We start from the raw sequence: 13594 nt of genomic DNA, 5'->3' as shown, positions 1-13594 counted from the left end.
GCTTACATCCGCTTCGCTGCCCCTCAAGGAGGGTTTGTGAGAGTGAAACCTCTCGTAGCGGCCGCAGCCGCGCTGTTGACCGCGGCAGCGCTGCAGATCCCCGCAGCAGGCTCGGCGTTCGCCGACACACCGTCCGACCAGCGTCCATCCGACAACTCCGCCCATGGTGGGCCGGTCCTGGACGACGTGCACAACGTTCCGACGACCGCCGTCAAGAGCAACGTGACGTTCCTCGACAACGTCAAGGGCGTGAGCGGCTACTCAGGGCTGAACTTCATCAGCTACGACAAGTACGGCTACGACTTCATGTTCGCCAACGGCACCGGCGGCCTGGCCGTCTGGTCGCTGAAGGACCCCGAGCACCCGGCGCTGGTCTCCACCATCACGGCCGCCCAGCTGCGCCAGCCGGGGGACACCCAGGACAGGTTCTGGGAAGGCGAGAACATGACCGTCGACCCGAAGCGCAAGCTGGTCTTCCTCAGCAGGGACCCGCGCGGCTTCGGCGGCACCGTCTCGACCGGCCAGTCCGGCGTCTACATCGTGGACGTGAAGAACCCCTGGCAGCCGAAGGTCGTCGTCTTCCAGCCGGTCGCGGCCGGGCACACGGCCACCTGCATCAACGACTGCTCCTACCTGTGGTCGGTCGGACCGGCCAACACCGGCACGCCGGGCCAGGACCCGTCATGGAAGGGCGTGCCGGTCCGGGTGACCGACATCCGTGACCCCAAGCACCCGAAGACCCTGGATCTGGCGCTCGACCTCGGCCGGTTCGACGGCGTCACCGACTACGTGCACAGTGTCGACGTCGACAAGGACGGCGTCGCCTGGGTCTCCGGCGAGGGCGGCGTCCGCGGTTACTGGACCAAGGGCAACCACTACGACCCGGTGCGGAAGACCAAGCGGGTGGCGACGGCGTACGACCCGATCCCGTACGCGGGCGGTACGGCCATGCCGACCAATCCGCAGGGCACGGAGTTCTTCGACTACTTCGACCACAACGCCTACCACAACACCGAGAAGCTCGGCTCCTTCGACAAGGGCGAGCTGGTCTACGTGACCAACGAGAACATCACCACCTGTTCCCAGGCGGGCGAGTTCAAGATCGTGTCGCTGAAGGGCAGCTACGACGGCGAGGGCTGGAAGTCCACGCCGGACAAGCCGCTCCGGCTCAACCTGGTCAGCCACTGGTCGCCCTGGGGCAAGGAGGGCTCGGCCACCACCGGCAGCTGCTCCGCCCACTGGTTCACCGTCAACGGCAACATCGTGGCGATCGGATGGTACGGCCAGGGCACGCGGTTCCTCGACGTGTCCGACCCGGCCAACCCGACCCAGGTCGGCTACTTCCGGGTCCCGTCCGGCACGGACGTGACCGGCGGCTCGGCGTCGGCCGCGTACTGGCACAACGGCCTGGTCTACGTCGCCGACTACAACCGGGGCGTCGACGTGCTGCGGTTCGACGGCAAGCTGGCGGGCAAGCCGGACAAGAAGATCTGCTGGAACTCCTGCGACAAGTGACCGTCCGAGCCGGAGCCGGTCCGGGCGGGACTCCCCGCTCGGGCAGGCTCCGCCCTGACGGAGTGGAAGGGTGACGGTGCGACGCCGACATCTCACGCGGGAGACGACATACGCCGTGCCCGTCGCGCGACTCGTGGCAGCAGTGCTCCTGCTGGCCGGCGGCCTGGTCGTCGGCCTCCTCCCCGGTGTGGCCGCCCGCCCGGCGTACGCGCACGCCTACCTGCTGGAGAGCTCGCCGGTCGACGGACAGGTGCTGGCCTCGCCCCCGGCCGAGGTGCGGCTCCGCTTCGACGAGGCGGTGAGCCTGAGCGGCCGGTCCATCCAGTTGCTCGACCCCACCGGCAAGGAGCTGGCCATCGGCGCGGCGGGGTTCGCCGACGGAAAGGCCGACACGGCGCGGGCGAGCCTGCCCCGGGACCTGGCCGAGGGAACCTACGTCGTGTCGTGGCGGGTGACGTCCGTGGACTCGCACGTTGTGTCGGGAGCGTTCAGCTTCAGCGTCGGCCACCCGAGCGCGATGGCCGCCGACGTGGAGCAGGACGCCGACCGCGTGGTCCCCGTCGTCGCCGCGATCGGCCGTGGCGTGGCCTACCTCGGTGTGGCCCTCGTCCTCGGCGGCGGGATGTTCGTGGCCGCGCTCTGGCCCGCGGGACGTGGTGACCGGCGCGGCCGGCGCGTCGTCTGGTCGGGGTTCGCCGCGCTGGCCGCAGGCACCGCCGTGGTGCTGCTCGTCCAAGGGCCGTACGCCGACGGCAGGCCGCTGACCGGGGTGTTCGACCCCGGCCTGCTGGGCGCGACGCTGTCCACCCGGCTGGGGTACGCGCTGCTGGCCCGGCTGGTGCTCGTGGCCGTCCTCGGTGTGGTCTTCCTGATCGCGATCCGCCCCTCGGCCGCCGCCGACGCGGAGACGGACGCTCCCGAGCCGGGCGGCGTCGGCCGCAGGATCGCGCTGCCCGTGGTCGCCGTCGGCGCCGTCGCCATGACGCTGACCTGGACGCTCGCGGACCACGCGCAGAGTGGCACGCAGACCTGGCTGGCCGTCCCGGCGACCAGCCTGCACCTGCTCGCCATGTCGCTGTGGCTGGGCGGCCTGGTGACGCTCGCGCTCTGCGTGCTCGCCCCGGCCGGCAAGCGGGACCCCGGGCTGCTCTCCCTGGAGCCCGCGCTCCCGAGGTTCTCCCGGCTCGCGCTGCTGTGCTTCGCGGTGATCGCGGTCACCGGGCTGTACCTGTCGTGGCGTCAGGTGGGAACGTGGGGCGCGCTCGGCGCGACCGGCTTCGGGCGGCTGCTGCTCGTCAAGCTCGCCATCGTGCTCGGGGTGCTGGCGCTCGCCTCCGGATCGCGGCGGTTCGTACAGCGGCGCGACCGCGCCCGCCGTACGCCGCAGGACCCTGCTGCTGCGGTGCGCAGGCTGCGCCGCTCGGTCGCCGGTGAGGTCGTGCTCGGGATCGTCGTCGTGTCCGTCACCGCCGTTCTGGTCGACACTGCCCCGGCCCGCACCAGCTACGCGCCGCCGGTGGACACCACGGTCCCGTTCCCCGCCGCGGTGAACGCGTCCGGCCCGTACGGCGGCCCGTACGGCGGGCTGCGCGGCGGCTCGATCCAGGTGAAGATCGAACCGGCGAGACCGGGCGGCAACACCGCGGACATCTACCTGACCGGACGCGACGGCAGGCTGGTCGCGGTGCCAGAGATCTCCGGCGCGCTCGAATCGCGGGACCGCGGCGTGCCCGCGCTGCCCGTCACGGTGACGGCGGCCGAACCCGGGCACTACGTGGCGGGCTCGATGTCCATCCCCTACCCCGGGGAGTGGGCGTTGCGGCTGGACATCCGCGTTTCCGACTTCGACGAGACACGCGTGCGTGTCCCGTTCACCGCACATTGAAAGGCTGCCGACACATGCGAGGCGCTGACCGTACGGCCCCCGCGTCGCGGGTGGCCCTGGCCGCCGCCGGTGCGATCGCCGCCGGCGTCCTGGCGGGGTGTTCCGGCGGGACACCGGAGCCGGTGACCAAGCCGCCCTACACCGTCGAGACCATCCGTTCCGGCTTCGTCGGCGCCGCCGACCTGGGAAAGGGCGCGGTCGCGTTCGAGGACGAGGACCACGCGTCGCACACCATCTACACGCCGCCGAACAGCATCCCCACCTGCCCGTACGTCCAGCGTGCCGACGACGTGAAGGGTCCGGTGGAAGCGGCCATCGAGCCGGTGGGCGGGAACCCGACCGGGCGGTTCATCGTCGCTCCGCCGAAGGTGGGGCCGCAGACGCTCCCGGTCGTCACGCAGGGCGCGGTGGTCTTCGAGAGCTCCACGCTCGCCGGCAACGCGATGAACGCCGTGACGGCCGAGTCGGCAAAGTGCCCGGCGACGTTCACCATCCTCGGCGGGCCGCCGTCCATCGTGGGCGACTACAGGACCAGCAGCCGGCCTGTGGAGGTGAACGGGTGGCGAGGGTTCGCCCAGCACCTCGTGCACACCCCGCCGGCGGACCTGGGCTCGGACACCTACGACGATCTGGTCACCGTCGTGGTGCACAAGGCGAACGCGGTCCTCTACGTCGGCTACACCCAGATCAAGAAGGTGGGCGACCGGTCCGACACCGAGGAGAAGGTCAAGGACCTGATGACGACGACGCTGGCCCGCCTCGGCTAGCGGATCACCGATGAACGCGACGGTGGGAGTCCCGCCGATGGGAGGAACGTTGAGCGGCAGAGCACTTCGGGCGGGTGTGGCGCCCGCGGCAACGGGCGTCGGCCCCGCGCACCCGGTCGCGGGCGGTGCGGCGGCTGCGCCGGCACGCCCCGGACCGGCCGCAGCCGCGTGCGGCACGGCGTCCCGTACGCCTCGCGGGATGCGGGTGCGGATGCGGGTGCGCGCGCTGCGCCGTACGGCACGCGGGCTGGTCGTCGCGACCGTGGCGGCCTGCCTGGTCGCCGTCCTGCCGGCGGCGGCGTTCGCGCATGTGAAGGTGACCGCGGACGCCGCGGTCCAGGGTGGCTATGCGGCGTTGACGTTCCGGGTCCCCAACGAGCGCGACGACGCGAGCACCACCAAGATCGAGGTGCGGCTCCCGACCGAGTTCCCGCTGGCCTCGGTCTCGGTGAAGCCGCACCCCGGCTGGTCGTACAAGATCGAGAAGACGACTCTGGCCACGCCGATCGAGTCGCACGGCACGAAGATCGGCGAGGTGACCTCGAAGATCACCTGGACCGCGTCGGATGAGGACTCGGGGATCAAGCCGGGTGAGTACGACGAGTTCTCGGTGAGCGCCGGGCCGCTGCCGGAGACCGACCGGCTGACGTTCAAGACGCTCCAGCACTACAGCGACGGCGAAGTGGTGCGCTGGATCCAGGAGAGCTCGGGAGACGACGAGGCGGAGCGGCCCGCGCCGGTGCTCGATCTCACCGCCAAGGGGGCCGCCGCGCCCGGCTCGGCGGCTGGCGCGGCCCCGGCCGCCGGAGCGGAGGCGGCGGCCGGAGCGGAGGCGGCCGCGCCGGAGTCCGGCTCGGACGCGGGGGTGGCGTGGGCGATCGGGCTGTCCGCGGCCTCGCTGGTGATCTGCCTGGGATGCGTTGTGGCGCCCGCCCTGCACCGACGCCGGACAGGCTAGGCGGATGGGCCGGACGAGCCGCGCCCGGAGCCCGCGCAGAGTGCCGCTGTGAGCCGCTGACAGTCGGCCGGGTGGCGGCCTGCGTCGGGACCGCCACCGGCGCAATTCATGTGGCCTTAATGAACGGCTCAGAGCGGTCCCATTCCGGCTCGCGAGCGTGGGCCCATGAGCGAGCGAAGCGAGCGAATCGACAGGCACGGCGCGACTCACGCCGGTGCCACCGGCCTGCCCCCGGTGCGACGCCACTCCCGGCCGTCGGGCGAGGGGACGGCATGAGCACGACGACGGTTTCCGGGCCGGCGGCGGGGGCGTCCCGCAGGACCCGCCTGGTCGAGGTCGTCGTTCCCGTGCACAACGAGGAGCGCGTCCTGGCCGCGAGCGTGGAGCGACTGCACGCCTACCTGAGCGGCGACTTCCCGTACGGCTTCCGCGTGACGATCGCCGACAACGCGAGCACGGACGGCACGTGGACGATCGCCCGGCGGCTGGCCCACGAGCTGCCGGGAGTGCGGGCCGTCCACCTCGACCAGAAGGGCCGGGGCCGGGCGCTGCGGCGGGTGTGGGAGTCCAGCGAGGCCGACGTGGTCGGCTACATGGACGTGGACCTGTCGACCGACCTCGACGCGTTCCTTCCCCTGATCGCACCGTTGATGACCGGCCACAGCGACCTGGCCATCGGGACCCGCCTGTCCCCCTGGTCCAACGTCGTGCGCGGCCCGAAGCGCGAGATCATCTCCAGGGCCTACAACCTGCTGCTGCGCTCGCTCATGGGAGCGCGCTTCTCCGACGCGCAGTGCGGGTTCAAGGCGGCCCGCACCGAGATCGTGCAGGCCCTGCTGCCGACTGTGCAGGACGAGGCGTGGTTCTTCGACACCGAGCTGCTGCTGCTGGCCGAGCAGCACGGGCTGCGCATCCACGAGGTGCCGGTCGACTGGGTTGACGACCCCGACAGCCGGGTGGACATCGTCAGGACGGCGGTCGACGACCTCAAGGGCATGGTGCGGGTCGCCCGGGGGAGTCTCGCGGCCCCGGCAGCCCCGCCATCCCGGGCGTCGGCGCGCACGCAGATCCCCGCCTTCACGGTGATCGGGGCGATCAGCACGGTGGCATACCTGGCGCTGTTCTGGATGCTGCGCTCGGTGCTGCCGCCGGTGGCGGCCAACGCCGTCGCGCTGTTCGTCACCGCCGTCGCCAACACCGCGGCCAACCGCCGCTTCACCTTCGGCGTACGGGGGCGGGCGGGGGCGCTGCGGCACCACCTCGGCGGGCTCGTCGCCTTCGTCGCCGGGCTCGCGCTGACCAGCGCGGGGCTGGTCACGCTGCCCGACGGCGCGCCACGGGCGGCCGAGCTGGCCGCCGTCGTCGTGGCGAACGGCCTGGCCACCCTGCTGCGCTTCCTGCTCCTGCGCACCTGGGTCTTCGCGCCCCGGAAGGACTTCCGATGACCCTCCTCGCCTCCGCGGCGCCGATCGGTCACCGGGCCCCGGCGGACCGTGTGACCCCCGCCCTGCGCTGGGGGAGGTGGGCAGTCCTCGTGCTCGCGGCCGTGCTCTACACGTGGGCGCTCGGCCGCAACGGGTACGCCAACGACTACTACGCCGCCGCGATCTACTCCGGCACGAAGAGCTGGAAGGCGTTCTTCTTCGGCGCACTGGACGCCGGGTCGTACATCACGGTCGACAAGCCGCCCCTCGCGCTGTGGGTGATGGGCCTGTCGGCCCGGATCTTCGGGTTCGGCACGTGGAGCATGCTGCTGCCGCAGGCGGCGGCCGGGGTGGCGTCGGTCGCCCTGGTGCACTCCGCCGTACGGCGGGCGCTGCGTGGGCTGGACGCCCGTGCGGCCGGGGCCGCGGCCCTGCTGGCGGCCCTCGTCATGACGCTGACGCCCATCACCGTGGCCATCAACAGGGACAACAACCCCGACACCGTGCTGGTGCTGCTGCTGGTCGCGGCCGGATGGCTCTGCCTGGAGGCGATCCGCACCGGGCGGCTGCGCACGCTGCTGGGCACCGCCGTGCTGGTGGGCCTCGCCTTCAACACCAAGATGCTCCAGGCCTACCTCGTGCTGCCGGCGTTCGCGCTGACCTACCTCTACGCCGCGCCGGGGGCGTTCGTACGCCGGCTCGGCCGTCTGCCGGCCGCCGGAGCGGTCCTCGTGGTCACCAGCGCGTGGTGGATGGTCGTGGTGGACCGGTGGCCCGCGTCGTCGCGGCCGTACGTCGGCGGCAGCACGGACAACACCGTCTGGGACCTGGTCATCGGCTACAACGGCCTGGGCCGGATCTTCGGCGGCGAGGGCGACGGCGGCGGCCGGGGCAGGCTTCCCGCCGGTGTCCCGGAAGGCGTGACACGTGCCTTCGGCGGCGGTCCCGGTGGTCCCGGCGGTGGCGGCGGCTTCGGCGGCGCGTCCGGCGCGGGCAGGTTGTTCAACGACGTCATGGCCGGGCAGATCTCGTGGCTGCTCCCGTTCGCCGTGGTCGCCCTCGTCTGCGGCCTCGTCCTGGTCGCCGGATCGGCCTTCGGCCCGGCCGTCAGTCCGGCCGTCAGTCCGGCCGTCAGTCCGGCCGGGGGTCCGGCGAGGGACGCAGTGAGGGACACAGTGAGGGACACGGTACGCGCGTCGCTGCTGGTGTGGGGCGGCTGGCTGCTCGTGCACTACGCCGTCTTCAGCTTCTCCAGCGGCACCTTCCACCCGTACTACACGACCGCGATGGCCCCGGCGGTCGCCGCGCTGACCGGCATCGGCGGGGTGCTGATGTGGCGGGCGGCCCGCGCCTCGGCCGCGTGGCGGCTTGTCCTGGCCGCCGCGATCGCCGTGACCGGGGCCTGGTCGTTCGTCGTGCTGCGCCGTACGCCGGAGTTCGTGCCGTGGCTCGCCTGGGCCGTCGCGGGCGGCACGGCGGTCGCGGTGCTCGTCCTGGCGGGCACGGCGCTCGCGGGCCGCGGCACGGCGGGTGGCGGCCCGGCCGGGCGTGGGGGCCGGACGGCCGCGCGGGTCACGGCGGTGGCTCTCGCGGCGGCGGTCGCGGCCGGGCTGGCCGGTCCGGCGGCGTACGCGGTGACGCCGCTGGGTGCGGCGGTGAACGGCACCAACCCCACGGCGGGGCCGTCGCAAGGGTTCGGCCCCCGTGGCGGTCCCGGTGGCGGTCCCGGTGGCGGTCCTGGTGGCGGTCCTGGTGGCTTCGGTGGCCCCGCAGGCTTCGGCAGGTACGGCGGACCGGGTGAGGCCGTGCCCGGCGGAAACCGGCAGGGCGGGCCCGGCATGCGCGGGCCCGGTGGGCAGGTGGACGCCGCGATGGCGGCGTACCTGAAGCGGAACAAGGGGAGCGCCACCTGGCTGGTGGCGGTGGACAGCGCGCAGAGCGCGTCGTCGCTCATCCTGTCCACCGGCGAGCCGGTCATCGCGATGGGCGGGTTCACCGGCTCGGACCCGGCGATGAGCGTGGACAAGCTGCGCCGGTACGTGGCCGAGGGGAAGCTCAAGTACGTCCTGATCGGCGGCGGCTTCGGACGTGGCGCGAGCGCGGACGTCACCGCATGGGTGAAGGCGCACGGCACCCAGGTCGACCCCGCGGAGTACGGCGGCACGTCCACCGGCACGTCCGTCTTCGCGGACGGCGGCGGATCCTCGCTCTACAAGGTGGGCTGACGGCGTTCGGCGGCGTCCACGGCGGGTAGGTGGCGGGCCTTCCGACCGACGAGAGGACTCCCATGGACACGGATGGCTTCATCGCCCTGCTCAACGAGGACCTGGAGAGCGAGTATCGCTCGATCGTCCAGTATGTGCAGCACACGGCCACCATCAAGGGCGCGGAGTATCTGTCGATCATCGAGGAGCTCAGGCAGCACCTCGGTCAGGAGCTCGACCACGCGAGCACGCTGGCCGAGCAGATCGACTTCCTCGGCGGCGTCCCGAGCGTCCGCGTTCCCGAGGTGCCGGTGGCGACCGACGGCGCCGACGCCCTCCGCCTCGACCTGGAGCTGGAGCAGGAGCAGCTGCGCCGCTATCGCGAGCGCGTGGAGCAGGCCCAGGAGCTCGGCCTGAGCGACGTGGCCGAGGCGCTGCGCCCGCTGCTGCAGCAGACGCAGGACCACGTCATGGACCTGCAGACCGCCCTGGGGAAGTGACGGACGGCGGCACGCGGAGTGAGGCGGGACGTCGCGGCTCGGCCCTGGCCGCGACCTCCCGCGTCCGGGCGCCGACGCATGGGCGGCACGGTGGTGCCGCAAGGGCGTGCGGCCCGGTGGTACGGCCCGGTGGTACGGCACGGTCGTGCGTGCGGCACGTGGCATGAAGTCGTGCGGCGAGGTCAGCGCGGGCGGGCGTAGTCGTCGAGGGCGCGGACGATCAGCGCCCTCGCGTCGTCGTGGAAGACCGCCACCTTGCAGAACTCCTCGAACGTCTCCGCGTAGAAGGCGACGTCCTCGGCGTCGCGAAGCAGCAGGTCCCTGGTCATGGTCGCCACCCCGACCAGGCAGTCGTCGTAGATCCAGAACGAGTTCATCAGCGCGGACGGCAACTGCGCCTCGAACGGCAGCAGCCCGAACTCCACGTTCGGCAGCGTGGTCACCGCGATCAGCCGGTCGAGCTGGCCGCGCATCACGTCCGGGGGCGCGAGCCGGTAACGCAGCACCGCCTCGGGCATGACGAACCGGAACCGCCGAGCCGGGTCGTACAGGATCTCCTGACGCCGCATGCGGACGCGGATCGCGTCGTCCACGTCGTCGGTGGGCTCGTGGACCCGCCTGACCTTGCCGAAGGTGTGCCTGGCGTACTCGGTGGTCTGCAGCAGGCCGATCACCACGCCCGGCTCGAACGCCCGGAACAGCCGGGTGCGCGCCTCCAGGTCGCGGACGTCATCCTGCAGCGCGGCCAGGCCGTTCCTGTTCCGCTGCCGCCAGGAGTCGTGCCGCTCCAGCAGGCCGGCCGCCTGCCGGATCAGGTCGTCGATGGTCTGCGGGTCGGCCTCCACGGCCTTTCCCCACGCGGCCACGTCGTCCTCGGTGGCGGTCTGGCGGGCGTTCTCGATGCGCGAGACCTTGGACGGCTGCCAGCGCAGGCGTTCGGCGAGATCCTTCCCGGACAGGCGGGCGTTCTCCCGCAACCGGCGTAGCTGGGCTCCCAGGTCCATGCGGGCCTGATGGAAACCGCTCATGCCCACCTCCGGCCGTGGTGCGGTTCAAGGTAGACCCGGCGCGCCGGATCCTGCCAGAGGGAGGCCTTCAATCGTGATCGGGCAGGACCCGCCGGGCGATCTCCACGAGGAGCTCCCCCGGCACCTCGACCGCCGTCTCGACCGCCGTCTCCCCGTCGAGCACATGGCGCAGGCCGGCGCGGCCCTCGTGGTCCACGACCTCCCGGCCCTGGACGGCTATCGTGCCGCGGCCGGTCTCGTAGAGGGAGGGGCAGGCCCCCGCCTCCGAGGTGGAGCCGAGAAAGCGCAATCGCATGTCCTTCTCTCCCGATCGGCGGCGAACGGCGCAATCCTAGTCATAGCGGAATGGGCACGCATACAGCCCGAAGCCGCTCGCCGAGCGCCTTCGCCTGGGCGTCCAGGAGCGGGCTGGCCGCCACGCCCCGGCCCAGGAGCCCGTGGACGACGAAGTTCAGCGCGTGCAGGTTCGGGAGCGCGAACCGTTCGATCGGCAGGTCGCCGACCTCCGGCAGCAGCTCCCTGAGCCGCTTCACGGTCAGGAACGCCGCGAGCCACGGATAGCGCGCGGGATCGCGCACCCAGACGCCGAGGTTGGCGTCGCCGCCCTTGTCGCCCGAGCGGGCGCCGGCGACCCTGCCGAGCGGCATGACCGGCCCGGCCGCGAGATCCCCGGCGTACGGAGGAACGGTGTCGCCGGGCGTCTCACTGGGCGGCCCGCCCGCCTGCTCGCCCAGCAGCGGACCGGACGGAGGGGTGTGCGGCACCTCGACGCGGACTCCGTCCACGGTCACCACCGGGAGCACGGCCCGCGCGTCGGCCGACGAGGGCCAGTAGACCCCGTAGGGGGAGGCGTCGCCGGGCGGGGTCAGGCCGTAGAAGCCGGGATAGCTCGCCAGGCCGGTCTCCACCACGGCGGAGGAGAACGTCCGCCCCGCCTTGCGCGGATCGGAGTCCATGACCGTGATCCGCAACAGCGCGGTCGCGGCCGCGCCCACACCGTGTGTGGTCACGCTGCCCGTGCGGGGGCTGCCCTCATCTACGGCGCTTGTGCGCGGGTCGCCCGCACCCGCGCCGCCGGTGGTCATGCCGCCCGTGCGGGGCTCGTCCGCACCCGCGCCGCCTTCGCCCGCACCATCCGTGACGCTGCCGCCGGCACCGGCTGTGCCCGCGCCTCCCCTGGCCGGGTGTCCGCCGGTTTCCGGGCCGGGCGCGGCCGAGCCCGCGCCGTCCGCGCCGAGGGGAGTCAGCTCCACGTGGACCTGTTCGAACGACTCGCGGGGGACGCGCGCCCAGATCGCCTCCTGCGCGATGCGGGCTTTGGCGGCGATGTCGAGGCCGGTCAGCACGAGCGTCATCGTGTTGCGGTAGCCGCCGAGGTAGGTGACGGCGACCTTCAGCGTGTCCGGCGGGGGCTCGCCGCGCACGCCCGTGATCCTGACCCGGTCGGGGCACTCCTGCTCCAGCCGTATGGTGTCGAACCTGGCGGTCACGTCGGGCCCGAGATAGCGCGGCGAGGCGATCTCGTACAGCAGTTGCGCGGTCACGGTCCCGGTCGAGACCAGCCCGCCGGTGCCGGGGTGCTTGGTGATCACGCTCGATCCGTCGGCGTACAGCTCGGCGATGGGGAAGCCGCAGTGGGCGAGGTCGGGCACCTCCTCGAAGAAGGCGTAGTTGCCGCCGGTCGCCTGGCAGCCGCACTCGATCACGTGCCCGGCGACGACGGATCCGGCCAGCGCGTCGAGGTCGCCCGGATCCCAGCCGAACCACCACATGCCGGGCCCGGTGACCAGCGCCGCGTCGGTGACCCGCCCGGTCACGACGACATCCGCGCCGTGCTCCAGCGCCACGGCGATCGGCCGGCCGCCGAGGTAGGCGTTGGCGGTGAGCGGAGTCGCGCCCAGGGTCTCACCGGTGTCGATGTTGACCGGCGGCTCGGCGAGCGGCATGAGGTCGTCGCCGGTGACGTGGGCGACGGACGCGCGCAGCCCGAGCCGGTCGGCCAGGGCCGAGACCGCCTCCGCGCACCCGGCCGGGTCGAGGCCGCCCGCGTTGGCGACGACCTTGATGCCTCGGTCGAGGCAGGTGCCGAGGACCTGCTCCATCTGGGTCAGGAACGTACGCGCGTAGCCGGGGCGGCCCTTGAGCCGGTTGCCCGCGAGGATCGACATGGTGAGCTCGGCCAGCCAGTCGCCGGTCAGCACGTCGATCGGCCCGCCCTCGACCATCTCCTCGGCGGCCGACAGCCGGTCGCCGTAGAAGCCGCCGCAGTTCGCGACCCGGATCGGTCCCTGCCGCCCGGCCTGCGCCGTCGTAAGCCCGGCCTTCGATGTCATCCGCCCGCCTCCGGTGTTCTCCGCGCGGCTTTCGCGGGCAGCTGCCGGGCCTTCGGCGTCACCGCCCCGGCCTGCGCCGTCATCGCCCGGCTTCCGGGGACGGCGCGTCGGCGGGAACCCAGGCGGCGGGCCGCTTCTCGGCGAAGGCCCGGATGCCCTCCTGCCCCTCCGCCGAGGTGAAGCGCTCCGCGGACAGCGCGGCCATCGCGCGGAACCCCTCCTCGACCGATAGTTGCGGCACCTCCCGCACGAGCCGCTTGGTGATCGCCAGCGCCTCCGGGCCGCCGCGCAGCAGCATGCCGGTGTAGTGGGCCACGGTCGCGTCCAGGTCCTCTTCGGGCACGGCCCGGGTCAGCAGGCCGATCTCCACCGCACGTCCGGCGCTGAAGACCTCGCCGGTGAGGAAATACTCGGCCGCGGCCCGGGGCTCCAGGCGGCGCAGGCAGGTGACCGCGATCATGGCGGGGACCACCCCGAGCCGCACCTCGGTGAAGGCGAACGACGCGGTCGCCGGGGCGATGGCGAAGTCGCAGGCCGCCACCAGCCCGAGACCGCCCGCTCGTGCCGTGCCGTTCAGGCGGCACACGACCGGCTTCGGGCTCTCCCAGATCCGCAGCATGATGTCGGGAAACGACGCGGTGACCGGCGCCCCTCCGCCGCGCTGCTCCTTCAGGTCGGCGCCCGCGCAGAACACCGGTCCCGTGCCGGTCAGCACGATCACCCGTACGGCGGGCTCGTCGAGCGCCCAGGACAGGGCGTCGTCGAGCTGCCGCAGCAGCCGGGACGACAGGGCGTTGCGGTTGTGCGGGGAGTCGAGCGTGATCGTGGCCACGCCGCCCGCCTGCTCGCGGCGTACCAGCACGTCCTGGGGCTCGCTCACGGCTGCGTCGCCTCCCCGCCCCGATCAGCGTCGATCGGACTGCCGATCGGACTGGGGATCGGACTGCCGATCTCCGGGCCGCCCTGCGTGCCCGGACCGG

General features: G+C 72.8%; 11 protein-coding genes. 7 read left to right on the top strand and 4 right to left on the bottom strand.

Annotated elements, in window-relative coordinates:
* Positions 1-42: 42 nt before the first annotated feature.
* From OHB01_RS36820 to OHB01_RS36790, 7 genes are all read left to right on the top strand, one after another.
* Positions 43-1515 (top strand): LVIVD repeat-containing protein, encoded by a 1473-nt coding sequence (locus OHB01_RS36820; RefSeq protein ID WP_185948909.1) that lies wholly within the window; start codon positions 43-45, stop codon positions 1513-1515.
* A 133-nt stretch (positions 1516-1648) separates the two neighbouring features.
* Positions 1649-3400, top strand: a complete 1752-nt coding sequence (locus tag OHB01_RS36815; RefSeq protein ID WP_328854617.1) for a copper resistance CopC/CopD family protein — start codon at positions 1649-1651, stop codon at positions 3398-3400.
* 14 nt (positions 3401-3414) lie between these two features.
* Positions 3415-4167, top strand: coding sequence for a hypothetical protein (locus tag OHB01_RS36810; RefSeq protein ID WP_142645340.1), 753 nt, complete (start codon positions 3415-3417; stop codon positions 4165-4167).
* A gap of 199 nt (positions 4168-4366) precedes the next feature.
* Positions 4367-5125 (top strand): YcnI family protein, encoded by a 759-nt coding sequence (locus OHB01_RS36805; RefSeq protein WP_147944030.1) that lies wholly within the window; start codon positions 4367-4369, stop codon positions 5123-5125.
* Positions 5126-5397: 272 nt separating this feature from the next.
* Entirely contained in the window at positions 5398-6570 is a 1173-nt protein-coding gene (locus tag OHB01_RS36800; RefSeq protein WP_142645338.1) for a bifunctional glycosyltransferase family 2/GtrA family protein, read from the top strand.
* Complete coding sequence (locus OHB01_RS36795) at positions 6567-8774, top strand: ArnT family glycosyltransferase (protein ID WP_328854616.1); 2208 nt, start codon at positions 6567-6569, stop codon at positions 8772-8774. Before OHB01_RS36800 ends, OHB01_RS36795 begins: the two co-directional genes overlap by 4 nt.
* A 62-nt stretch (positions 8775-8836) precedes the next feature.
* Complete coding sequence (locus OHB01_RS36790; RefSeq protein ID WP_142645336.1) at positions 8837-9253, top strand: ferritin-like domain-containing protein; 417 nt, start codon at positions 8837-8839, stop codon at positions 9251-9253.
* A 182-nt stretch (positions 9254-9435) separates the two neighbouring features.
* Here the strand turns inward: OHB01_RS36790 and OHB01_RS36785 are convergent, their stop codons facing one another.
* The 4 genes from OHB01_RS36785 to OHB01_RS36770 all read right to left on the bottom strand — a co-directional run bounded on the left by OHB01_RS36785 (position 9436) and on the right by OHB01_RS36770 (position 13494).
* Complete coding sequence (locus tag OHB01_RS36785) at positions 9436-10281, bottom strand: helix-turn-helix transcriptional regulator (protein ID WP_328854615.1); 846 nt, start codon at positions 10279-10281, stop codon at positions 9436-9438.
* A 67-nt stretch (positions 10282-10348) separates the two neighbouring features.
* Complete coding sequence (locus OHB01_RS36780; RefSeq protein ID WP_187280701.1) at positions 10349-10576, bottom strand: hypothetical protein; 228 nt, start codon at positions 10574-10576, stop codon at positions 10349-10351.
* A 40-nt stretch (positions 10577-10616) separates the two neighbouring features.
* Positions 10617-12614 (bottom strand): acyclic terpene utilization AtuA family protein, encoded by a 1998-nt coding sequence (locus OHB01_RS36775; protein ID WP_142645333.1) that lies wholly within the window; start codon positions 12612-12614, stop codon positions 10617-10619.
* A 79-nt stretch (positions 12615-12693) separates the two neighbouring features.
* Positions 12694-13494, bottom strand: coding sequence for an enoyl-CoA hydratase-related protein (locus tag OHB01_RS36770; RefSeq protein ID WP_185948908.1), 801 nt, complete (start codon positions 13492-13494; stop codon positions 12694-12696).
* Positions 13495-13594 lie beyond the last annotated feature (100 nt).

The sequence above is a fragment of the Microbispora hainanensis genome, assembly GCF_036186745.1.
GTDB lineage: Bacteria > Actinomycetota > Actinomycetes > Streptosporangiales > Streptosporangiaceae > Microbispora.
Note: the sequence above shows the minus strand (reverse complement) of the source record. Positions and strands in the feature narration are given on the sequence as shown.